Origin of the sequence: Azospirillum cavernae, from assembly GCF_003590795.1 — a bacterium.
GTDB classification, from domain to species: domain Bacteria; phylum Pseudomonadota; class Alphaproteobacteria; order Azospirillales; family Azospirillaceae; genus Azospirillum; species Azospirillum cavernae.
In genome coordinates, this window is record NZ_QYUL01000001.1 from 1,265,498 (window position 1) to 1,288,473 (window position 22,976).

General features: G+C 67.9%; 13 protein-coding genes. 4 read left to right on the forward strand and 9 right to left on the reverse strand.

Annotated features, from left to right (window positions below):
• Window positions 1-95: 95 nt before the first annotated feature.
• The 3 genes from D3877_RS06000 to recO form a co-directional block, all read right to left on the reverse strand.
• Entirely contained in the window at window positions 96-1,193 is a 1,098-nt protein-coding gene (locus D3877_RS06000) for a TRAP transporter substrate-binding protein (RefSeq protein ID WP_119829792.1), read from the reverse strand.
• Window positions 1,194-1,605: 412 nt separating this feature from the next.
• Window positions 1,606-3,831 carry a DNA topoisomerase IV subunit A gene (gene parC / locus D3877_RS06005; protein WP_119829793.1) on the reverse strand — a complete coding sequence of 742 codons (2,226 nt, stop codon included), beginning with the start codon at window positions 3,829-3,831 and terminating at the stop codon, window positions 1,606-1,608.
• Between the two features lie 10 nt (window positions 3,832-3,841).
• Window positions 3,842-4,573 carry a DNA repair protein RecO gene (gene recO, locus D3877_RS06010; RefSeq protein ID WP_119829794.1) on the reverse strand — a complete coding sequence of 244 codons (732 nt, stop codon included), beginning with the start codon at window positions 4,571-4,573 and terminating at the stop codon, window positions 3,842-3,844.
• Between the two features lie 215 nt (window positions 4,574-4,788).
• Here recO and D3877_RS06015 point away from each other — a divergent pair, with 215 nt between their 5' ends.
• Together D3877_RS06015 and D3877_RS06020 are read left to right on the forward strand one after the other, a co-directional pair.
• Entirely contained in the window at window positions 4,789-7,296 is a 2,508-nt protein-coding gene (locus D3877_RS06015; RefSeq protein ID WP_119829795.1) for a sensor domain-containing protein, read from the forward strand.
• A gap of 34 nt (window positions 7,297-7,330) precedes the next feature.
• A complete protein-coding gene (locus tag D3877_RS06020; RefSeq protein WP_119829796.1) occupies window positions 7,331-7,714 on the forward strand; it encodes a hypothetical protein in 384 nt (127 codons plus the stop codon).
• A 38-nt stretch (window positions 7,715-7,752) separates the two neighbouring features.
• On the opposite strand, the gene D3877_RS06025 is transcribed toward D3877_RS06020, so the two are convergent.
• From D3877_RS06025 to D3877_RS06050, 6 genes are all read right to left on the reverse strand, one after another.
• Window positions 7,753-9,399 (reverse strand): cyclic peptide export ABC transporter, encoded by a 1,647-nt coding sequence (locus D3877_RS06025; protein ID WP_238474748.1) that lies wholly within the window; start codon window positions 9,397-9,399, stop codon window positions 7,753-7,755.
• Window positions 9,396-10,901, reverse strand: a complete 1,506-nt coding sequence (locus D3877_RS06030; protein WP_119829798.1) for a PepSY-associated TM helix domain-containing protein — start codon at window positions 10,899-10,901, stop codon at window positions 9,396-9,398. The genes D3877_RS06025 and D3877_RS06030 overlap by 4 nt, the downstream gene beginning before the upstream one ends.
• 22 nt (window positions 10,902-10,923) lie before the next feature.
• Window positions 10,924-11,151 (reverse strand): hypothetical protein, encoded by a 228-nt coding sequence (locus D3877_RS06035; protein WP_119829799.1) that lies wholly within the window; start codon window positions 11,149-11,151, stop codon window positions 10,924-10,926.
• Window positions 11,148-11,357 (reverse strand): hypothetical protein, encoded by a 210-nt coding sequence (locus D3877_RS06040; protein ID WP_147395088.1) that lies wholly within the window; start codon window positions 11,355-11,357, stop codon window positions 11,148-11,150. The genes D3877_RS06035 and D3877_RS06040 overlap by 4 nt, the downstream gene beginning before the upstream one ends.
• Complete coding sequence (locus D3877_RS06045; protein WP_119829801.1) at window positions 11,347-13,530, reverse strand: TonB-dependent receptor; 2,184 nt, start codon at window positions 13,528-13,530, stop codon at window positions 11,347-11,349. The genes D3877_RS06040 and D3877_RS06045 overlap by 11 nt, the downstream gene beginning before the upstream one ends.
• Window positions 13,531-13,686: 156 nt before the next feature.
• Complete coding sequence (locus D3877_RS06050; protein WP_119829802.1) at window positions 13,687-13,896, reverse strand: MbtH family protein; 210 nt, start codon at window positions 13,894-13,896, stop codon at window positions 13,687-13,689.
• A gap of 202 nt (window positions 13,897-14,098) precedes the next feature.
• Between D3877_RS06050 and D3877_RS06055 the strand changes: the two genes are divergently transcribed.
• Window positions 14,099-15,097: a TauD/TfdA family dioxygenase gene (locus D3877_RS06055; RefSeq protein WP_238474749.1), complete on the forward strand. Its 999-nt coding sequence runs from the start codon at window positions 14,099-14,101 to the stop codon at window positions 15,095-15,097.
• Complete coding sequence (locus D3877_RS06060; protein WP_238474750.1) at window positions 15,094-22,974, forward strand: non-ribosomal peptide synthetase; 7,881 nt, start codon at window positions 15,094-15,096, stop codon at window positions 22,972-22,974. The genes D3877_RS06055 and D3877_RS06060 overlap by 4 nt, the downstream gene beginning before the upstream one ends.
• Window positions 22,975-22,976 lie beyond the last annotated feature (2 nt).

A 22,976-nucleotide genomic window follows, 5' to 3' on the forward strand; every position in this document is an offset into this window, starting at 1 on the left:
CCCCTTTTCTTTTCTGTGACATTTTCACGGATGACACGGGCAACAAAAAAGGCCCCGCTTGCGCGGAGCCTTCTTCGTGTCGTGAATTGACGCGCTTACTTCTTGGAGGCCAAGGGCGGTGCGGCGTAGACGAAGCGGTCGAAGCTGTATTCCGCGACGCGGAACCACAGATATTCGTCCTCGCGGAACTTCCGCCACTGGTCATAGACCTTCTTGAACTTCTCGTTCTTCGCGGCTTCCGCCTCGTAGGTCTCGATGGCGGCCTGGTAGCAAGCCTGCATGACTTCGTTCGGGTAGGGGCGCAGTTGCGTGCCCGACGCGACGAGGCTCTTCAGCGCGTTCATGTTCTGAACGTCATACCTGGCGATCATGTCCAGGGTCGCTTCGGCGCAGGCCGTTTCCAGGGCGATCTTGTACTGCTTGGGCAGCGCCTCATACTGAGCCTTGTTGGTCAGGAAGGAGACCTGCGGTCCGCCTTCCCACCAGCCCGGGTAATAGTAATATTTGGCGACCTTGTTGAAGCCCAGCTTTTCATCGTCGTAGGGGCCAACCCACTCGGCGCCGTCGATGGTGCCCTTTTCCAGGGCCGGGTAAATGTCGCCGCCGCCGATCTGCTGCGGAACGACGCCCAGCTTGGCCATGATCGTGCCAGCGTAGCCGCCGATGCGGAACTTCAGGCCCTTCAGATCCTCGACCGTCTTGATTTCCTTGCGGAACCAGCCGCCCATCTGGGTGCCGGTGTTGCCCGCCGAGAATTGGACGATGTTGTAACCGGCGAAGAACTCGCGCATCAGCTCCAAACCGCCGCCATGACGCATCCACGCGTTCTGTTGACGGGCGTTCAGGCCGAAGGGCATCGCCGAATCAAAGGCGAAGGTCGGATCCTTGCCGACGTAATAGTAGGAAACGGTGTGGCCGCACTCGATGGTGTTGTCCTTCACCGCGTCCAGAACCTGGAGCGCCGGAACGATTTCACCACCGGCGAACACGCGAATCTGGAACTTGCCGTCGGTCAATTCGGCGACGCGCTTGGCGACGAACTCGGCGCCCCCATAGATGGTGTCCAGGCTCTTGGGAAAGCTGGACGCGCAGCGCCATTTGATTTCGGGGTTGGTCTGCGCGATGGCCGGGGCCGCCAGCGTGCTGGCGGCGACGCCCACACCGGCGGAGGTCAGAAAAGCGCGGCGTTTCATGAAGAAGCTCCCTTGTTCATTCTCTGTTTCGGGTTCTTGAAGCCTGTCTGAACCCCGTCGCGCCCGCTCCGAAAGCCGGAACGGCGCGTCAGGACGAGCAAGGAAAGCGGGAAAATTTGTGATGCACGCTCGGCAGTCACGGACAGCGCAAGGCCGACAGCCGCAGTTGGCGCGCGCCCAGACACGGCGCTCCACCCTCCACACGGACCATCGGCGGTCATGCGTTCCTCCCTCCGTCCGGGCCTGCCGCCGACCTTGCGGCCGATCCGTCCCAGCTTCCTTTTGCTGAACGGATTATGCAGGAAGCCAACGGTTCGGATCAAGGCCGAAGCGCAATTGCGTGTATTATTTCAGAGGTTTATCGGCGCAGAGCGAAGCTCGCGCCGCTACGTGGAATCACGTAGAAAACCGCTCAGGTGAAGCGGTTCTGTTTGGGGAAGCCGTTGGGCGGCATCTTCCCCACCCCGGCGCGGTCGTCCAACCAGCCGGTCAGATCGGTGACGGTGAAGACCCGCTCGCCATGCTTCCAGGTCAGGCCGTCGGCCAGCGCGAAGCTCTTCACGTCGGCGACGCTGGCGTCCTTGTATTTCTGCAACTGGACGCCCTTGCCGCGCGTCATCAGCGGCACCTGGATCAACGGGAAAATCACCAACTTCCGATTGTTGCCGATCACCGCCAGATGGTCGCCGGTCAGCGGGTGGCAGATGCGGGCGCTGCGACCGTCTTCCAGATTGAGAACCTGCTTGCCGCTGCGGGTCTGGGCCAGAACCTCGACCTCCTCCACCTGGAAGCCGCGCCCGTCGTCGGACGCGACCAGCAGCTTGCGGCCCGGCTGGTGGCGGAACAGATCGACGATGTCGACGTCGTTGCCGAGATCAATCATCAGCCGGATCGGCTCGCCAAAGCCCCGGCCACGCGGCAGCTTGTCCACCCCCAGCGTGAAGAATTTCCCGTTGCTGGCGAAGACCAAAAGCTTGTCGGTGGTTTCGCAGGGAATGACGAAGCCCCGCGAATCGCCGTCCTTGTACTTCACATCCTCTTGATCGGCGTCGGTCAGATGGCCGCGCACGCTGCGGATCCAGCCCATTTTGGAGCAAATCACCGTCACCGGCTCGCGCTCCACCATCGCTTCCAGCGGAACGTCGATCAGGGCGGGGGCGTCGGCAATGTCGGTCCGCCGCTTGCCCAGCGCGCCGCCGCCGAACTTCTTCTTGATCTCGGCCACGCCGTCGGTGATGCGCTTCCAGCGCAGGGCCTCGTCGCCCAACAGCTCGGTCAGGCCGTTCTTTTCCGTGGTCAGCGCGTCATGCTCGCGCCGGATCTCCATCTCCTCCAGCTTGCGCAAATTGCGCAACCGCATGTTGAGGATGGCGTCAGCCTGAACGTCGGTCAGGGCGAAGACCCGCATCAGATCCTGTTTCGGCTCATCCTCTTCGCGGATGATGCGAATCACCTCGTCAAGGTTGAGGTAGGCGATCAGATAGCCGCTGAGGATCTCCAGCCGGTGCTCGATCTGCGCCAAGCGGTAGCGCGAGCGGCGGACCAGAACCTCGTGCCGGTGATCGAGGAAGGCCTGCAACACCTCGCGCAGATTCATCACGCGCGGGACATGATCGGCGCCCAGCACATTCATGTTCAGCGAGAAGCGAATCTCCAGATCCGTGGCCTGGAACAGCGAGGCCATCAAGACCTCGGGATCGACGTTCCGGCTTTTCGGCACCAGGACCAGCCGCACGTCCTCCGCCGATTCGTCGCGGATGTCTTCCAGCAGAATCAGCTTCTTGGCGGTCAGCAGCTCGGCGACCTTTTCGACCAGCCGGGCCTTGGGCACCTGATAGGGCATCTCGGTGACGACGATCTGCCAGGTCCCTTGCGGCAGCTTTTCAACCGTCCACCGGGCGCGCAGCCGGAAGGATCCGCGCCCGGTGCGGTAGGATTCCACCACGCTCTCGCGCGATTCGACCATCACGCCGCCGGTGGGAAAATCCGGGCCGGGCATGAAGCCGACCAACGTGTCGATGGGGGCGTCGCGGTGCTTGATGAGGTGTTTCAGCGCGTCGCAGATTTCGCCGACATTGTGCGGCGGAATGTTGGTGGCCATGCCGACGGCGATGCCGCTCGATCCGTTGGCCAACAGATTGGGAAAATTGGCGGGCAGAACCGTCGGTTCGTCGCCGTCGCCGTCGTAGGTGGCGCGGAAATCGACCGCGTCCTCGTCGATGCCGTCGAGCAGCGCCTTGGCGACCTCGGTCAGGCGGGCCTCGGTGTACCGCATGGCCGCCGCGTTGTCGCCGTCGATGTTGCCGAAATTGCCCTGCCCGTCGATCAACGGGTAACGCACGGCGAAATCCTGCGCCAAGCGGACCAGCGCGTCATAGACCGACGTGTCGCCGTGCGGGTGGAATTTGCCGATCACGTCGCCAACGACGCGGGCGCATTTTTTGGGCGGAGTCGTCGGCTCCAGCCGAAGCTGGCTCATGGCGAACATGAGACGGCGGTGCACCGGCTTCAGCCCGTCGCGCACATCGGGCAGCGAGCGGGACATGATGGTGGACAGCGCGTAGCTGAGATACCGCTCGCCGAGAGCGTCGGCCAGCGGCTTTTCGAGGATGTCGAGAGCAGGGTCTTGCGGCTTCATGGCGCCTTGTCTAACCGATCTGATCGCCGCGCGCCACCGCGTTCGCGTAACGTTCCTGCAAGCGAACGCGAGCGGGCGGCAAGGAGCCGTTCAACAGGCCGCGTTGCAGGAAATGGCCGGTCAGTTTCAGGCCGCTCATCACCTCCGCCGGGCCGCCGCCGCCCCGCCCGGCCAGGAAATCGGGCAAGGGCAACAGCCGGTCGCGGTAGGGTTCGCCGACCGACGCGGTGACGGCCCGCCCGGTGCGCGGGCTGACATAGGCCAGATAGTCGTTCGCCCCCGACACGGCGCAGCGGTCGAGATCCAGGCCGAATCCAAGCTCCGCCAGCAGCCCGACCTCCCACCGCACATAGGCTTCGGCCCAGGCCGGGCCGTCGAGCAGGTCGAACAGCGCCAGCAGCCCATCGAACAGCGCCGGGTGCGGTTCGTGATCGGCCAGCGCCGAATCCACCAAAGCGCAGGCGCTGGACAAGGCGGCCAAGCGCGCCGCCGCGTCAAAGAACAGCGCCGCGTAGCCCTTCACCGGCTCCAATGTGAAATGGCCGAGATGCTCGGCCAGCCGCCCGCGCCAGCGCGCCGCCAGCAGGCTTCCCGGCTCCAGCGCGCCGCGCAGTCGGGGCGACCGCCCCCCCGCGACCAGACCGGAATGCCGCCCATGGTTGCGGGTCAACAGTGTCGCCACCACCGCCCCTTCCCCATGCGGGCGCGTCGCCAAAAGGATTCCTTGGTCATCCCATTCCATGGCTTTAAGCTCTATCAGGACAAAGGCGTTGTCGCCAGACCGCCTTTGTCGGCAGGAACTTGACTTTTCTCGGCGTCGGGTCTACCCGAACCCCCTCTTGATTGCTCGTTCACGACACAAACATTAGACTGACGCGATCGCACCGACGTTGTGTTGATCGCTCGGATCGGGGGAGTTTCCCCCAAACACCAGCACGGAGGTCGAAACAGGGGGTCTTGGGCAGCAACATCGACCGATATCTTCTGGCCGAAAAGGCCGGATCCGAAGGTGTGTGGGATTGGGATCTGCGGACGGACACGCTGTATCTCTCCCCCCGCTTCAAGGGATTTCTTGGCCTCCCCCCCGGCGACGCCAACCGGCCGCGCGATTGGCTGTCGCTGGTGCATGCCGACGACGTCGAGTGGCTGAACGCGTCCTTCGAGGCGCAAATGGTCGGGCTGGCGATCCCCTTCCAGATCGAACACCGCGTCCGCCACGCCGACGCCGCCATCAGCGGTGACGCCATCGAGTGGCGCTGGCTGGTCTGTCGCGGCATGGCCGTGATGGACAGCCTGGGCGAGCCGATCCGGCTGGTCGGCTCCGTCGCCGACATCACCGACCGCAAGATTGCCGAACAGGCCCTGCGCAAAAGCGAGGAGCGTTACGCGCTCGCGGCGGCGGCCAGCAATGACGGGCTGTATGATTGGGATCTGATCGCCAACCGGGTCTATTACGCCCCGCGCTGGGCCTCGCTGCTCGGCCTGTCCGCCAGCGATCTGAGCGACAGCCCGGAGGAATGGCTGGGCCGCGTCCACCCCGCCGACCGCCCGGCTTTGACGACGGCGCTCGCCGCGCTGAACGGCAGCGAGGACGGCGCGTTCCAGGCGGAATACCGGATGCGCGGCGCCGACGGTCAAACCCGCTGGTTCGCCTGCCGGGGCATCGCCGCGCTCGACCCGATGGGGGAGCCGGTTCGGCTGGTCGGCAGCCAATCCGACATCACCGACCGCAAAACCGCCGAACAGCGCCTGCGCCAGAGCGAGGAGCGTTACGCCCTGGCCGCCGCCGGGGCCGCCGATGGGCTGTGGGATTGGAACATCGACAATGGCGAGGTCTATTATTCGCCGCGCTGGAAAGCGATGCTGGGGTTGGACGAGCCGGAGGTCGCCAGCACCATCACCGAATGGTTCAGCCGCGTCGTTCCCGACGATTTGGACGGGCTGCGCACCGCCGTCAACCTGCATCTGACCGGCGAACGCAACCATCTTCAGCATGAATTCCGCATCCGGCGCTCCGACGGCGGCGAGTCCTGGATGCTGGTGCGCGGTCTGGCGGTGCGCGACGACAAGGGGTGCGCCGTCCGCATGGCCGGGTCGATGACCGACATCACCGCCCGCAAAAAGGCCGAACAGCAATTGCTGTTCGACGCCTTCCACGACGCCATGACCGGCCTGCCCAACCGCACCCTGCTGCTCGACCGCATCGGCCAAGCCCTGGACCGCAACCGGCGGGCGGGCGCCCGGCAATTCGCCGCCATCCTGATTGATCTGGACCGTTTCAAGGCGATCAACGACGCGCTGGGCAGCGCCACCGGCGACCGGCTGCTGAAGATCATCGCCAAGCGTCTGGACAACAGCCGCCGCGTCGGCGACACGCTGGCCCGCCTGTCCGCCGACGAGTTCGCCGTCCTGCTCGACGAGATCGACGACGTCGGCGACGCGCTGGGCGCCGCCGAGCGCATGGCACAGGCGATTTCCCGCCCGGTGACTCTGGAAGGGCATGACGTGGTGCTGACCTCCTCCATCGGCGTCGCCTTGAGCGCCACCGGCTATGACCGGGCCGAAGACATGCTGCGCGACGCCAGCCTCGCCATGTACCGGGCCAAGACCGGCGGGCGGGCGCGGATCGACGTGTTCGACAGCCATCTGCGCCGTCAAGCCATGGCGATGATGCGCACCGAGGCCGATTTGCGGACAGCGTTGGAGCAGGACCAGCTTTGTCTTTACTATCAGCCCATCGTCTCGCTGCGCACCGGCCAGATCGCCGGGTTCGAGGCGCTGATGCGCTGGAACCACCCCGACCGTGGCTTGGTGCCGCCCAACGATTTCATCCCGCTGGCCGAGGAAACCGGCCTGATCGTGCCGATGGGCCGTTGGGCCTTGCAGGTGGCGACGCGGCAATTGCAGGTCTGGCAGGAGCGGTTCCCCCGCCCAACCCCGCTGTTCATGAGCGTCAACGTCTCCTCCCGCCAATTCCGCGACGATGATCTGGTTCAGGTGGTCGGCGATCTTCTGGCGGCGATTCCGATTCCGCCCTCCAGCCTGAAGCTGGAGCTGACGGAAAGCCTGCTGATGGCGGATCCCGAAAAATACGAGGCCGTGATGCGGCGAATCCGCGACATGGACGTGCGGCTGTCGATTGACGATTTCGGCACCGGCTATTCGTCGCTGGCCTATCTGCACCGCTTTCCGGTGGACACGCTGAAGATCGACCGCAGCTTCGTCCAGGCCATCGCGTCCGGCCAGGGCAACGCCGCCATCGTCCATGTCATTTCCACGCTGGCCACCATCCTCAACATGGACGCCATCGCCGAAGGGGTGGAAACCGCCGAGGAAGCCGGGTATCTCAGCGACATCATGTGCAAATACGCCCAAGGCTACCATTTCGCCCGCCCCGCCCCGCCCGACGTCGCCGAACGGTTGCTGGCCGCCGAAGCGGCGCCGGGCGTCGCGCTTATTCCTTAAACACGATCCACCATCATCGACCGGAGACTCCGCCATGTCCGACCGCAGTTGCGGCGAATGCACCCTGTGCTGCAAATTGATGGGGGTGCCGGAGCTGAAAAAGCCGTCCGCCAAATGGTGCGCGTCCTGCGACCAGGGCAAGGGCTGCACCGTGTATGAGGAGCGCCCGCCCTCCTGCCGGAATTTTCAGTGTTTCTGGCTGATGGACGAGAATTTCCCCGACGAATTCCGCCCCGACCGCATCCACGCGCTGGCCGCCTTCAACGACGTGAAGAACAGTTGCGTGCTCCACGTCGATCCGGCCAAGCCGCGCGCCATGGGCAGCCCCCAGGTTCAGGCGCTGACCGACGCCTTGCTCAAGACCTACGAGAAGGTGTTTTTCCTGTGCGGCAAGGAAAGCGCCATGATGCAGCGGTGAGGCCGTCGTCTGTTTGAGGCGTGAGTCGCGCCGATGCGTCAAGACAGAAGCGGGCTTTCGACCTTCGGCGCTTTCCTGCGATTTTCGCAGGCGATCAACCCTCCATTCTCCATTTTGTAAAGAGAATCAGCCAAGCTGAAATAATGATCGTCGTGCGTGATCGCGATGATTGTTTTTCCTTGTTTCTTTAGGAGCGGAATGATTTCCGTGTAAAAGATGCGGCGGAACTCCGGGTCTTGATCGGCGGCCCACTCGTCGAGGATTAGGATCGACTTGTCTTCCAAGATGGCCGAAATCAGGGCCAGACGCTTCCGCTGCCCCTGAGACAGCGCGGTGGTGCTCCACGCCCCTTCGCGCAGCGCAACCTTGCCATCCAGCGCCAACAACCGCAGCAGCGGGTTTGCGACAGCCAAGGTCGGCGGCAAGCCTTCGGCGGTCAGCGCCTCGGCGAACAGATGAAAGTCGCTGAGGATCACCGCGACATGCTGGCGATACCACGCCGTTTGATCGGCGGTGATGGCCCGGTCAGCGAAACGGATGGCCCCCGCTTGGGGCGGGTAAAGCCCCGCGACCAGCCGGGCGAAGGTCGATTTTCCCGATCCGTTGCCGCCAATGATGAAGACGATTTCGCCACGTTCGACGGTCAAATCGACCGGCCCGAAGGCGAAACCGGCATCCTCGCCGCGCGGCGGATAATGATAGGACAGCCCGCGCAACTCCAGCCGCGACCAGTCGGCGGCGGGGCGCGGCGGGGCGATGTCCTCCCCCGCTTCGGCCAGGGCCAGCGACCCCACCGTCTGGACGGCGATGTTTCCGGCGATCCAATGCGGCAGGGAGCCAATCAGCCCGGCCAGCGGCGCGCGGATGAACAGCACCATGGTGGTGGCGGCGGTCGCCTGCTCGACCGTGCCGATCCCCAGCCCCTGTTTGAGGATGAGAACCGCAAGGATGGTCAGAAGGACGGCGCTGTTGACGAGGTTGGCGGTCAACACCCCGAACAGGTCGGCGGTCGCTTCTTGCTTGCGGGCCTCGGCGGCGGCGGGGCGCAGACCGTCGCGCAGGAAGGCCAGCCGCCGCGCCCGGCTCAGCCGCAGCTCGTTTCGCCCCCGGATCAAGGCGTCGAACGCCTCATGGATCCGGTCATCGGCCATGCGGGCCAGCCGCTTGTGCCGCTTGGCGCGCCCACCCAGCGCGCGCGCCACGACGACGACCAGCCCCGTCACCAACGCCAGCGCCAGCGCGTAGACCGGCGACAGCCAGACCAGATAGCCATAGCCGCTGACCAGCACGCTGCCGCCGAACATCACGAACGGCAGGCTGTTGAAGGCTTGGCTGATCGCCGCCACATCCTTGGTCAGCGTCGCCAGAATGCGCGGGCCGCCGATCCGGTCGATGGTCTCGACGTCGGTGGCCATCAACCGCTCGACCAAATTGAGACGGAGGTCCCGCACGATGTCGTGGCCTGCGCCAATAATCAGCGATTGCGACGCCAACCCCAGCCCGAACAGCGCGGCGATCAACGCCAGCCCGGCCCCCGCCGTCATCCACAAATGGACCGAAGGCGCGGCAAGGGCGTGGTTGAACAGGGCCACCGCGCTGATTCCGGCGATGGCCGCGCCCAGATTCAAAACGCCGCCCAGCGCCACGCGCCGCCAGCGGCCTTTCAGAATGGACAACAGCGTCACGCGGTTTCTCCCGCCAAGGCCCCGACGACCACCCGGCGCTGGCGCCAAGCGACGGCGAACAGCCAGCCTGCGAACAGCCAGGCGGTGGCGTCCACCACCATCACCGGCGCGCATCCCAACCATGGCGCCGACGGAAACAGCGCCAGACGCAGCAGCGGCAACCCGGCGTAGGCGACCGCCAGCACCGGCAGCGCGACCCGCGACAGGGCGGGCCGCAGCCGGTCCAGCGCGGGCAAAAGATGAAGCAGGATGGCCGCCGCCGCGACCGACCACACCAACCACGGCCGCGTCGCGCCGCTCACCAGATTGTCGGTCAGCAGGACCAGCGGCAGCAGGATGTACAGCGCGTTGTTGGCGGCGAACAGCCGCATCGACCAGGGAATCCGCCCATCCCGCCCCTTCTCGCCGCGCAACCACAGCAGCTTCATCCCGGAATCGACGATCCACAGACACAGAACGCCAAGCAGGCAATAGACCAGCGCCGTCGTGGTGCCGCCAAAGCGGGCGTAGTGCAACGGGCGCAGGGCGCTTTCCACCACCCCGGCCCAACCGCCGTCGCGGGCGTCGCGCGCCGGGCCAAGCGCGCCGTCGGACAGGGAACAATCGGCGCGCAGGCTGCCAGCCCCCTCCCCCGCCCAGGTCAGGCGGCCATGGGGGATGCCCTCGACCATCAGCCGGTCGCCCTGGCGTTGGATGCGCCCGACGCGCGCGTCGGGAAAGCGCTCGGCGAAACGATCCAGGCAGCGGGCGAAACCAGCGGGAACGCCGCCCGCCGCGTCCACCGAGGCTTTGCCCGGTTCGTCGTCGCTCATCAGGGCGCGCAGGGCGGCGGGGTTTCCCCCCGTCTGCAACACGGCGTCCAGCGGCAGGCTGGCCACCTTCAACCCCAGAATTCCGCCGGTCAGCCCCATGACGAACAGATAGGGGATCAACCAGAAGCCAAAACGCTTGTGCGCGTCGCTCAAATCAAGCAGCCGGGACCGGCGGCGCCAGCTCCAGGCCTCGCGGATCAGCTTGCCATGGATGAACAGGCCGGTGCCGACCAGCAGAACGATCAAAATCCCGGCCAACCCCATCAGGAACCGGCCATAGGGTTTGGGCAGCAACAGATCGGTGTGCAGCCGCCGGAACAGCGTGTCGGTCAGCACGCCGTTCCACGGAACCATCACGTCGGCGCCCGGATTGACCACCAGATTGGTCAGCGGCGCCGTCTCGCCAAAACGACCGGAAAAGATGAAGAAGGGGCGCAGCGGGTTGGGCGCCATCATCGTCCATTGCGCGCCCACCGCGTGGCGGGCGGCGACGTGACGCAGGCTGTCCACCGCGTCGGGCGGCGGTTGAATAACCGCCGCCGCCAGCGCGGGCGTCATCCAGGGCCGGACGAAATCGGCGTAGAAGGCGAGGATTCCCGTCCACAGCGACCAGGAAATCAACAGGCAAAACACCAGGCTGATGACCCGATGGATCGACAGCAAACGGTTGGACGCGGCCTGACTCAGCATGGGATTCTCCGCATCGAACCGCTCACCGGCTCGGTTGCTTGGCGCTGGACGGCGCGGCTTTGGCCGGGGTGGCGATCCACAAGGCGACGAACCATTGGACCGTCCACAGGACCGGCCCGGCGACCATGACGCTGTGCAAACGCTCGGTCCCCGTCATGCCCGCCAGAGCGCACAAGCCGGACACCACCGCCAGCGACAGCGGCAGCCCCAGCAGCAGGCTGGCGATGGACACCAGAATCGCGCGCCTCATCGCCGCCCCCGCGCGTCGGGGGATTCCCGCAGCAAAGCGGTCAGCAGGCTGCCGGACAACCCAATCTCCATCAGCGCCAGCGCGATCCCGGCCTCGGTCCCAACGCTGGGCAGCGCGACGGCCAATCCGCCAATCTGAAGCGCCCAAAAGGCGCCCCAGACCAGCAGACGGGTCCGGCGGTCTTGCGGATGCCGTTTAGAAATCAAGGCTGAGGCCGCCATAGACGGTGCGCGGCGCCCCGACCGACACACGGTAGGTGCCGCCCGACGCTGTCAGATACGCCTTGTCGGTCAGATTCTTGACGCCGAAATCGACGCGGACCTGCCGCTTGTCGCCAATCGGGATGTAGTACCAAGCCCCGGCGTCAACCAAGGTGTAGCTGCCCAGCTCGAACGTGTGCTGCGCGTCGCCGTAACGGTTGCCGACCAGCGTCACGCCAGCGCCCAGCCCCAGCCCCTTCAACGGGCTTTGCGGGTCCTTGAACTCATAGCTCGACCACAGGCTGGCGTTGTGCGTCGGCACGTTGGTCGGGCGGTTGCCATCGACGGTTCGGTCGCCGCTGACCAGCTTGGCGTGGACCAGACCCACCGCCGCGCGGATGTTCCAGCCCTCCGTCGGGTTGCCGACCACCGACAACTCGCCGCCGCGCGACCGCTGGCCGCCGGTCAGAACGGCCACGCCGTTGACGGTTTCCACCACATTGTTCTGCTTGATGTCGAACAGCGCGCCGGTCATGAACAGCCGCTCGCCCATCAGGTTGATCTTGGTTCCAACCTCATACTGGCGGCCCTTTTCCGCCGGGAAAACCTGGGTGTCGCCGTTGTAGAAATTGTGCGGCTGGAAAGTGTCGGCGTAGTTGGCGAAGAAGGACACATCCTCCAGCGCCTTCCACATCAGGCCGGCGGTCTTGGTCAGGTTGCGGTCCACCGGGTAAGAGCCGGTGGTGACGCCCGCCCCCAACAGATTTTGCACCGAGGCGCTGCCCTTGGAATATTCATAGCGCGCGCCCAACGTCAGGGTCAGCGCCCTGGTCAGGCTGATGTCGGCCTGGGCGAAGGGGCCGAAATCGGTCTGATCGACCTTGCGGGCGGTCCGCGCCGTCGGTCGGGCGCTGTCATCGACCAAGCGCCAGCTCAACGGGTTGGACGCCGTGCCGCCGGTCTGGTTGGCCCCGACATAGTTGATCCAGCTTTCCCGCTGGTTGCGGTATTCGACGCCGGTGGCGAACTTCACCGGCAGCAGCGCCTCGAACTCGCCCTTCACCTGCACGCGGCTGAAGAAGGTCCGCAGGTCGCGGTCGTCGTTGCCTTCCACGCGCCGAACCAAACTTCCGTTCGTCAGAACGCTGCGGACCTCGGTGTGAATTTCGTCGGTTTTTTCGCGGGCGTAATACAGCTTGCCTTCCAGCTTCCAGGCCTCCGACCCCAGCGGAACCGACACGTCCAGTTCGCCCTGATGCGAGGTGGAATCGCGGTTGGCGAAGGTCGCGTCGTAACGGGTGTTGCGGCCCGGCTCGGTCACGCTGCGCAGGCTTCCGGTGGTCGGCACGGTGATGAAGCCGCGATCCAGCGGGCGGCTGTCCTTGCCATACTCGTAGCCGACCGTCACCGTGGCCCCGTTGGCCCCCGCCCAGCTCAGGGTCGGGGCGAAGAACTGACGTTGCACCAGGGTGGAATCGCGGAAGCTGTTGCTCGCCTCGGCGCTGCCGACGACGCGGTAGGCGAACTCCTCCGACAGCGCGCCGGTGCTGTCGAACATCGTTTGGCGTTCGCCATAGGAGTCGACGTTCACCTCAATGTGGTTGCGCGGGGTCCAACTCGGCTTTTTGGTGGTGATGTTGACCAGACCGCCGGGGGTCATCTGGCCGATGTCGGACACCGGACCCTTGATGATCTGGATGTTTTCCACCGTGCTGGGGTCGATGCGGCTGTTGCTCTTCAACCGAACGCCGTTGCGGTAAACATCGTCGCGGCGGCGGAAGCCCCGGATGATGTAATCCTCACGCGTGCCGCCGTAACCGTCGTTGTTCACCACGTTGGGGAAGTAGCGATAAACCTCCTCCATCTCGCGGGCGTGCTGGTCTTGCAGCAATTGTTCGGGGATGACGTCGATGGTGCGCGGGATGTCGGTGATGTCGTTGGACAGACGCCCGCCGACCTCGGTGACGCGGCTGTCGTAACGCGATTGCGGGGTGCCGCCGACCATCACGGAATCGAGCACAATCGGTTCAGCGCTCGCTTTGTCGCCGGTGGTCTGCGACACGACCGGCGTGGCCATCGCCACCGTCCCGCCCATCGCCACGGCCCCCAACAGAGCCAGACGCGACACCCCCGTCTTCGCCCAACGCCGTCCAACCGCCCCCATCACACCTGTCGTCATCAATCATCCCCCAAGACGTAAAGCCCGTGGCGCGCCGCGCCATTCATTAGCGAATAAGAGTTAATCGCATTTTTGGCGGGCGTTCCGACCCACGCCCCGCTCAAAACACGCCCATGACCGCGCCGTCTTCCCCCGGACGGTCAGCCCGCCCGTCCCTTAGGACGCGGCGTCCAACGCCCGGCGCAAGCTGAGCGGGCGCATGTCGGTCCACACCCGATCAATGTGGGCCATGCATTCGTCCTTCGTGCCTTCAACGCCATCGCGGCGCCATCCCTCTGGGATTGGCTTGTAGCTTGGCCACAGGGAGTATTGCTCCTCATCGTTGACCACGACGAGCAAGCGCTGATCCGCGTCGTCCCACGCCATACTCACACCTCTTATGCGGGATGCGCGCACTGCCGCGCGCTGTTTGCGATGCCCTGGACCATACAGGGGCACGCTCGAATTTCAAGATTGAAAATGATTCGCAGTCGCGCTAATGGTTTTTCCGCAACTGCGAATCATTTGCAAGTTTCTTAAAATTCTACTCATTCGCGCGTTCTGGAATTCCAGAAGGCTGGAGGTTGGCGTGGAAACTCTGGAAAAACTGCCCCTGTCCATCGAAATCCGCAAACTGGGGCCGGGTCCCGGCGACGTGGTGGTGGTCGCCCCGCAGGACGACGCCCCGCAGCCGCTGACGCGGTCCGACGCGATCGCCGCCATCGTCGACCGCCATTTGCTGCGCGAGGGAGCCATCCTGTTTCGGGGGTTCGACATCCTTGGGGAACAGCCGTTCCAGGCCTTCGCGTCGGCGTTCGGCGATCCGCTGCTGGATTACCGCTTCGGCTCCACCCCACGCACCGACCTTGGCGACGGGGTTTACACCAGCACCGAATACCCGGCCCATCAGGTCATCCCCCTGCACAACGAGCAGTCCTACACGCGGTCCTGGCCGCTGCGCTTGTGGTTCCATTGCGTGATCCCAGCGGAGGAGGGCGGCGAGACGCCCATCGCCGACAGCCGCATCGTGTATGACCGGCTGGAACCGGCCCTGCGGCGGCGCTTCGCCGAAAAGCGCCTGTGCTACAGCCGCAATTACGGCGGCGGGTTGGATGTTCCCTGGCAAAAGGTCTTCGGCACGGACGACCGCGCCACCGTCGAGGGCTATTGCCGGGACAACGGCATCACTTGCGAGTGGAAGCCGGACGGCGATTTGCGGACCCGTCAGATCGTGCAGGCGGTGGCCGACCACCCGATCACCGGCGAGACCGTCTGGTTCAACCAGGCCCACCTGTTCCACGTCTCCAACCTCGACCCGGCGGTGCAAGAGGCGCTGCTGAGCATCGCGGGCGATTCCTGGAATTTGCCGCGCAACGTCTTTTACGGCGACGGCTCCCCGCTGGAGGACAGCGCGCTTCAGGAAATTCGCGGCGTTCTCGACGCCTGCACCATCCGCTTTCCGTGGCGGGCGGGGGACGTGCTGATGCTGGACAACATGCTGTTCGCCCACGCCCGTTCGACCTTCCGGGGCAAGCGCAAGGTGCTGGTGGCGATGGCCCAACCCTGCTCGGAAGGAGCGGCCTCGTGACCCCGCCCAACCTGCGGCCCACGGCGCCGCTGGTGTCCGCCAACCAGCGGGCGCTGTGGTTCCTGCACCAGTTGGCCCCCGATGGCGTCGCCTACAACATGGCCTTCACCGGCCCGCTGCGCCCCGACGTTGACCCGCAGCGTCTGGAGCTGGCTTACCGGCGCGTCGTCACCCGTCATCGGGCGCTGCGCACCGGCTATCGTCAAAACGGCGGCGCTGTCGAAGCCCACCTGTTTCCGGCGGAGCATGCCGAATTCCGCCTTGCCGTCAGCGCCCCGGCTTCGACGGAGGCGGCGGAGCGGGAGGCTGAAACCTGGTTCGCCGAATTGGCCGACCAGCCTTTCGCCCTGGACGACGGGCGGGTCTGCCGTCTGGGTCTGCTGCGCCAGACGGGGGCCGCGCCCGGCGCCCATCTGGCGGTGGTGGCGCACCACATCGCGGGTGATCATTACGCCATCGAACGCTTCGTCGAAGCCCTCGCCACCGCCTATGAGCGCGGGGAGACGGACGCCGCCGCCGACGACGACGACGATGGCGGCTATGATTACGCCGATTGGTGCGCGGAGCAGGCCCGGCATCTGGAATCGCCGCGTGGCCGCGAGTCCCTGGCGGTCTGGACCAGCCTGCTGTCGCCGCTGCCGCCGCCGCTTGACCTGCCGACCGACCACCCCCGCCCCGACGCCCCTTCTTTCACCGGGGCGGAGCGGGTGTTTGTCTGGGACGCCGACCGCTCCGACCGGATCGCCACCACCGCCGCCGCGCTGAAAACCACGCCTTACGTCGTTCTGCTCAGCGCCTTCCAACTGTTCCTGGAGCGTTTGAGCGGGCAGAGCCGTTTCGTGGTCGGGTCGCCGGTCATGGGCCGCAGTTCGGCCCAGCACCGCCGCGTCATCGGCTATTGCGCCAACCCGCTGCTGCTGCTCATCGACATGGCGGCGCAGAGTGATTTCGCCGGTCATGTCGCGCACAACCACGCGCTGCGCCGCCGTTTGATCCGGCACGAGCGCGTTCCCGTCGCCGCCGTGCTCGACCGGCTGGATCTGCCGCGCGACCGGGGGCGGATCGCCGTCGCGCCCTGCATGTTCACCTTCACCCGCCACCACGACCGCAAGTTCGCCCAGTCCCTTGGGCTGGGATACCGCGCCGCTGGACAGCGCGGGGCCGCGCACGACCTGAATCTCGTGGTCAACGACCGCGACGGCGCTTACGTCGCCCATTGGCGCTACAGCGACGCGCTGTTCCGACCCGAGACGGTGGACGCTGTCGCCGCCGATTTCGACAGCCTTGTCGACGCGCTGTGCGCGGCGCCCAGCGCGCCCTACACCACCTTGACCGTTCCCGGCTGGACCGCCCGTCTGGTCGCCGGACACGACGGCACGTCCACCACCGCCCCTCCCGACACCGCGTTGGCCCGGCTGTTCCGCCAACCCGACGACGCCCCTGCGATTCTGGACGGCGACGGCGCCCTCACGCACGGCGCCGTGCGCCGCCAAGCGGCGGCGCTCGCCGACCGGATCGGCCCCGCCCAAAACGAAACGGACCGCGCCGAGCGGTGCGTCGGCTTGCTGCTGCCGCGCGACGCGCGGCAGATCGTCGGCATGGTCGCCTGCTGGCTGGCCAAGGCGGCCTTCTTGCCGCTCGACCGTTCGCACCCCGCCGACCGCCTCGCCCGCGCGACCGCCGCCTGCGAGGCCGTCGTCGGGATGGGCGCGCGCCCGGATTGGCTGCCGTCCGGCTGCCGCTGGATCGACGGCGCGGCGCCTGAGGAGTCCGGCGTGCCGGAGACGCCGACCATTCCAACGATCCCGATTCTCCATCCCCATCACACCGCGTATCGGCTCCAAACCTCCGGCTCCACCGGCGCGGCGAAGACCGTGGCGGTTGGTCATGGCGCGCTGGCCGCCTACGCCCGCGCGGTGTGGGACCGGCTGGCCTTGCCGCCGGGGGCGGTCTGCGCCAGCCTCGCCGCGCCATCGACCGACCTTGGATACACCAGCCTGTTCGGCGCGCTGTTGAACGGGGGACGGCTGCGCGTGCTGGACGAGGCGCTGGCCCTCGACGGCGTGGCGCTGGCCGAGCATCTGGCCCGCCATCCGGTGGACGTGTTGAAGATCGTGCCGTCGCATCTGGCCGCCCTGCTGGCCATCGGCGGAGCGGGGTTGCTGCCCCGCCACACGCTGGTTCTGGGCGGTGAAAGCCCATCGCCCGCGCTGCTCGACCGGCTGCGCGACCTCCGCCCCGATCTGCGGATCGTCAACCATTACGGCCCGACCGAAACCACGGTCGGCGTCACCGCCGACGCTCTGCGCCCCGGCGGTCCGGTCGCTCTGGGCCGCGCCCTGAACGGCAACCGGCTGCATGTTCTGGACGAGGCGCTGCGGCCCTGCCCGTCGGGCGCGGTCGGCGTCCTGCATGTGGCGGGCGCGCAGGTCGCCTTGGGCTATCACGCCCGCCCCGCCGACACGGCGGCGTCCTTCCTGCCCGATCCCTTTTCCCCAACGCCGGGCGGGCGGCTCTACCGCACCGGCGACCGGGTGCGGCGGATTGGCGACCAGTTCCAATTTCTGGGACGCGCCGACGGTCAGGTGAAAATTCGCGGCCACCGGGTCGAGCTGGCCGAGGTGGAAAGCCATCTCCAGGCCGCCCCCGGCGTGGTCGAGGCCGCCGCCATCCTGGTCGAGCGCGACGGGCACCGGCAAATCGCCGCCTTCCTGACCGGCGGGGCCGACATGGACGCGGCGCGCGGTTTCCTGCGCGACCGGCTGCCCGCCGCCATGACGCCGGACCATTGGCGGGTGATCGACCGTCTGCCCCGCGCCGCCAACGGCAAGATCGACCGGCAAGCGCTGGCCCGCCGCTTCGCCGAGGCGACCGCCCCGCATCCCGCCTCAGAACCGGCGACCAACCCCGCGCCCGCCCCCGCCGCCTCCCCCGCCGCCGTGATCGAGCCGCTGCGCCGGATCTGGCAAGCCACCCTGCGCCGCGCCGAAATCGGCGATGACCAGGGGTTTTTCACGCTGGGCGGCGATTCCATCCTGGCGTTGCAAACCGTGGCCGCCGCCCGCCGCGCGGGCATTGTTTTCACGGTCCAGGATCTGTTCCGCGCCCCGACCCTGTCGGGCCTCGCCGCGCTGATCGCTGAGGCCGCGCCCGCCCAACCGCCTGAAAACCCGCTGTTGGAAACCCTGCGCGTGGTTTGGTGCGCGGTGCTGCGGCGCGACCGGGTGGCCGACGCCGATCATTTCTTCGCGCTGGGCGGCGATTCCATCCTCGCCCTGCAAATGGTGGCGGAATGCCGCCGTCGCGGCGTGACGGTGACGCCGCAGGATCTGTTCGCGCATCCCCGTCTGGACGCGCTGGCCCGCCTCCTCGCCGAACGGGCGCCGCAGGCCGTGGCGCCGCCAAGCGCGCCGGTCGCGCCGGAGGAGCCGCTCTCCACCCTGCTCGGCCCGATGCAGCGTTGGTTCTTCGCCACCCAACCCGATCATCCCAATCATTGGAACCAGTCGCTGCGGCTGCGCGCCGACCGTTGGCCGCCCCCCGCCGATCTGGAACGCGCGCTGGCCTGGGCGCTGGCCCGCCACCCGATGCTGACCAGCTTGTATCGGCGCGAGGATTCCGGCTGGCGTCTCGCCCCGCCCGCCCCATCCGCCCCGACAGCGCTCCCGATCCTCGACCGTCGCCGTTGCGCCGACGAGGCCGAGGAGATCGCCCTCTGCCGCGCCGCCGAGCGCAGCCTGTCGATCACCCATGGCCCGATCCTGCGCGCGCTGCTCCTGGAGCGCGCCGACGCCCCGGACGGCGGCGCCCTGTTCCTCACCGCCCATCATCTGGCGGTGGATGGCGTGTCGTGGCGCGTCCTGTTGGGCGACGTCCAGCACGCCTGCGCGCGGCTGGCGCGCGGCGAGCCGTTGACCGCCGCCATCCCCGATTCGCGCTACCGGCGCTGGGCGGCGGAGCAGGCCCACGCGTTGGCGCGGGTGGAGGTGTCCAGCGCGCGCGCCCACGCCGACGCCATCCGCGCCCGCCGCCCCGAAGCGATGGAGCGGCGGCCCGACGTCAACAGTCCCGCCCTGATGGAACGACGCGCCGTCGCCCTGGACCCCATCGCCACGGCGGCGTTGCTGCGCGCCTCGACCGACGAACCGCGCGCGACCGTTCATCACCGCGTGCTCGCAGCGTGGCTGGCGGCGTGGCGGGACGTCACCGGGCGCGATTGGGCGCTGGTCGATGTCGAGGAGCATGGGCGCGACGAGCGCGTGGGCGATTGCGTCGGCTGGTTCACCGCCCGTTTCCCGGTTCTGTTCGACCGGCTGCCGCGTGACCCCGGAGGCATCGCCGACGCCGTGCGGCGGACGCTGGACGCCGTCCCCGCCCCGTTGCGCAGCCAGGGCGCGGCGCTGGCCGCCGACGGCGTGCTGCCGACCGCCGAATGCTGCGTCAATTATCTGGGCGTGCTTGATGGTGGTTTGTCGGGGGGCGGTTTGTCCGATGGCGACGACGAGGGGGGCATCGCTGGCCTGCGCCTGGATTCCTGGCCGCTCGAGTCCCTGCGCGCGCCCGGCGGCCGCAGCGTCAACGGCGTGACCGTTGACGCCTGGGTGACGGAGGGGCGGTTGACAGCCTCCCTCGCCTTTCAGGGCGGACGGTATGACGAATCCTTTCAAGAGCGGCTGACCGCAGCCTTCCGCGACGCCCTGCGCCGCCACGACGACGCCGACGGCGCCCGCATCGCCGCCCGGATTCCCGCCGACGAAATCGAGGCCGTCTGGCCGCTGACCGCCGCGCAGCGCGGCATCCTCTTCCAATGCCTGTTGGAAGGACGGCGCGACCTTTACCTCAACGCCACCGTGCTGGAGATCGGCGGGCCGCTGGACGCCGACCGCCTGCGCGCCGCCTGGGACGCCGTCCGCCGCCGCCACGCCATCACCCGCGCCCACGCGGTGTGGGATGGTCTGGATCAACCCCGTCTCGTCATTCGCGCCGAGGCCGCCGACGCCCTGCGCGTGATCGACGTGACGGACGGCGACGCGGCGCTCGACGCGCTGATCGCCGGAGAGAAATCCGCCGGGTTCGATCTGGCCGCCGCGCCGCTGATGCGCTTCACGCTGGCGCGGCGCCCGAACGGACGCGGCTGGTTGATCTGGACGCGGCATCATCTGGTGGTCGATGGCTGGACCTCCGCCCTGCTGCTGGAAGAGCTTCTGGCGACCTACGCCGGGCAAGCGCCGACGCGCGCGGTTCCACCGATGACCCGCTATTTCGAGTGGCTGGAGCGCCGTCCAAGGGACGCGGCGCTGGCGATCTGGCGCGATCATCTCGCCGGTCTGGCCCTGCCGGACGCGCCGCCGCCCGCCCCCTCCGGGGATGGCGAGGCCGTCGCGCTGGAGTGGCGGGCGGGTCCGACCCTGCTCCACGGGCTGCGCGAACGCGCCGGACGCGCCGGGGTGACGCTGGGGACGCTGCTGCAATTCGCCTGGGCCGCAGCGATCGGCGCCCAGCGCGGACGGGACGACGTGGTGATCGGCGTGACCGTCGCCGGTCGTCCGGCGGATCTGCCGGACGCCGAGCGCATGACCGGCGTCTTCATCAACAGCGTGCCGCTGCGCGCCCGCCTGAGAGCGGCCGAACCGATTGAGGATGGGCTGCGGCGGCTTCAGGACGACGCCGCGCCGCTGCGCGCCGCCCCCTTCACCCCGCTGGCCGACATCCAACGGGCGGCGGGCTTCGACGCCACGCGCCCGCTGTTCGACACGCTGCTGGTTCTGGAAAATTACCCGCTGCCCGCCATCGCCGGAACGGCGCTTCCCACCATCGCCCTGCGCCGCGCCGAGGAGCGCAGCCATTTCCCGGTGACGCTGCAACTGACGCCCGGGGATGATTTGATCGCCCTGTGCCGGATCAACCCCGACCGCTGCGACCAACGCGACGCCGCCGCCCTGTTTGAGCGGTTCCAGGCGATGCTGCCCCTGCTGGCCGCTGCGTCGGCGGAGGCCCCGTCAACGCTCGACGCGCTGGCGCGGCGCAGCGCTCCCCGCGCCCTGTGGCGCGGCGCGTCCGGCCCGTCCGTCCCAGCCGATCCCGGTTGGTGGGTTGGCCGGGCGATCCTCGACCAGTCCGCCCACGCGCCCGACGCGCTGGCGTTGGAAACCAGCGTCGGCCCGATGAGCTACGGCGCGCTGACCCGCAGCGCCCTGGCCCTGGCGCGCGGTTTGCGCAAGCGCGGCGTCGGCCCTGAGGACCGCGTCGCCCTGCGTCTGGAGCGCGGCCCCGCCCTTGTCGTCGCCCTGCTTGGCGTTCTGTTCAGCGGGGCCGCCTATGTCCCCCTCGACCCCGCCCAACCCGAAAGCCGACTGGCCGACATTCTCGACCAAGCCAAACCCCGCCTGATCCTCGCGCACGCCAACAGCCCGCAGAGCGGCGGCACTGAAACCGTCTCCCCCGACGCCCTCATTCACGATGGGCGCGAAACCGAGGGCGACGGCTGGTGCCCAGCCGTTCCCCACCCCGAACAGACCGCCTACGTCATCTTCACCTCCGGCTCCACCGGGCGGCCCAAGGGCGTCGCCGTCCGTCACGCCGGTCTGTCCAACCTGCTGCGCGCCATGGCCGGGGTCACGCCGCTGACCCCCGCCGACCGCTGGCTGGCCGTCACCACCATCGGCTTCGACATCGCCGCCCTGGAAATCTTCGCCCCGCTCATCGCCGGCGCCGCCGTGGTGCTGGCCGACGAGACCGCCCAGCGCGACCCCGCCGCCCTGCTCCGGCTGCTCGACCGCCACCGCGTCACCGTTTTGCAAGCCACCCCCGCCAGTTGGGCCATGCTCGCCGAACTCGACAGCCCGGCCTGGACCGGCCTGCGCGCGCTGACCGGCGGCGAGGCTCTGCCCGCCGCCCTCGCCGAGCGCCTGTTGCGGCGCGGCGCGCGGCTGACCAACGTCTATGGCCCCACCGAAACCACCATCTGGTCCAGCGCCACCCCGGTCGAAACCGTGGCGGGCGGGCACAGCGCCGTCCCCATCGGCGGGCCGCTCGACAACACCAGCCTTTATGTCCTCGACGCCGCGCTCAACCCGCTGCCGCCGGGGGCGGAGGGCGAGTTGTGGATCGGCGGCGACGGGCTGGCGCGCGGCTACCACGCCCGACCCGGCCTGACCGCCTCGGCCTTCCTGCCCGATCCCTTCGTCAACGCCAAGCCCGGCGCCCGCATGTACCGCACCGGCGATCTGGTCCGCCGGGGGTGGGACGGGGCGCTGCGCTTCGTCGGGCGCCGGGACTTCCAGGTCAAGCTGCGCGGCCATCGCATCGAGTTGGGCGAGATCGAAGCCGCCCTGCTCGCCCAGCCCGGCGTCGCCGCCGCCGCCGTCCGCCTGTGGGACGCCGGAACCGACGCCGCGTTCCTCGCCGCCTACGCCGCCGGAAGCGGTCTCGACCCCGAGGCGCTGCGCCGTGGGCTGGCCGACCGGCTGCCCGCCGCCATGATCCCCGCCAGCCTGCTGACGTTGGACGCCCTGCCGCTCAACCCCAACGGCAAGATCGACCGCGACGCCCTGCCCCGCCCCGGACGCCCCGCCGCCGCCAACCGGCGGCCGCCCCAGGGCGACGCCGAACACTGGCTCGCCGCGCTCTGGCAAGACCTTCTCGGCGTTCAGGACGTCGCCCGCGACGATGATTTCTTCGCGCTTGGCGGAAACTCCCTCACCGCCACGCGACTCGTCGCCGCCGTGCGGCGGGAGTTCGGCGACGAGCTTCCGCTGGCCGCCTTGTTTGGCAATCCGACCATCGCCGCCCTGGCCGCGCGCCTGCCGTCCGCCGGACGGCGCCAGCGCGGCGACGCTCTGGCCCTGATGGCCGACCTTTTGACGGATCTGGAATAAAT

Coding starts and splice junctions, on each gene's coding strand:
- D3877_RS06000 (WP_119829792.1), bottom strand. CDS start 1,193: ATGAAACGCCGCGCTTTTCTGACCTCCGCCGGTGTGGGCGTCGCCGCC.
- parC (WP_119829793.1), bottom strand. CDS start 3,831: ATGAAGCCGCAAGACCCTGCTCTCGACATCCTCGAAAAGCCGCTGGCC.
- recO (WP_119829794.1), bottom strand. CDS start 4,573: ATGGAATGGGATGACCAAGGAATCCTTTTGGCGACGCGCCCGCATGGG.
- D3877_RS06020 (WP_119829796.1), top strand. CDS start 7,331: ATGTCCGACCGCAGTTGCGGCGAATGCACCCTGTGCTGCAAATTGATG.
- D3877_RS06030 (WP_119829798.1), bottom strand. CDS start 10,901: ATGCTGAGTCAGGCCGCGTCCAACCGTTTGCTGTCGATCCATCGGGTC.
- D3877_RS06035 (WP_119829799.1), bottom strand. CDS start 11,151: ATGAGGCGCGCGATTCTGGTGTCCATCGCCAGCCTGCTGCTGGGGCTG.
- D3877_RS06045 (WP_119829801.1), bottom strand. CDS start 13,530: ATGACGACAGGTGTGATGGGGGCGGTTGGACGGCGTTGGGCGAAGACG.
- D3877_RS06050 (WP_119829802.1), bottom strand. CDS start 13,896: ATGGCGTGGGACGACGCGGATCAGCGCTTGCTCGTCGTGGTCAACGAT.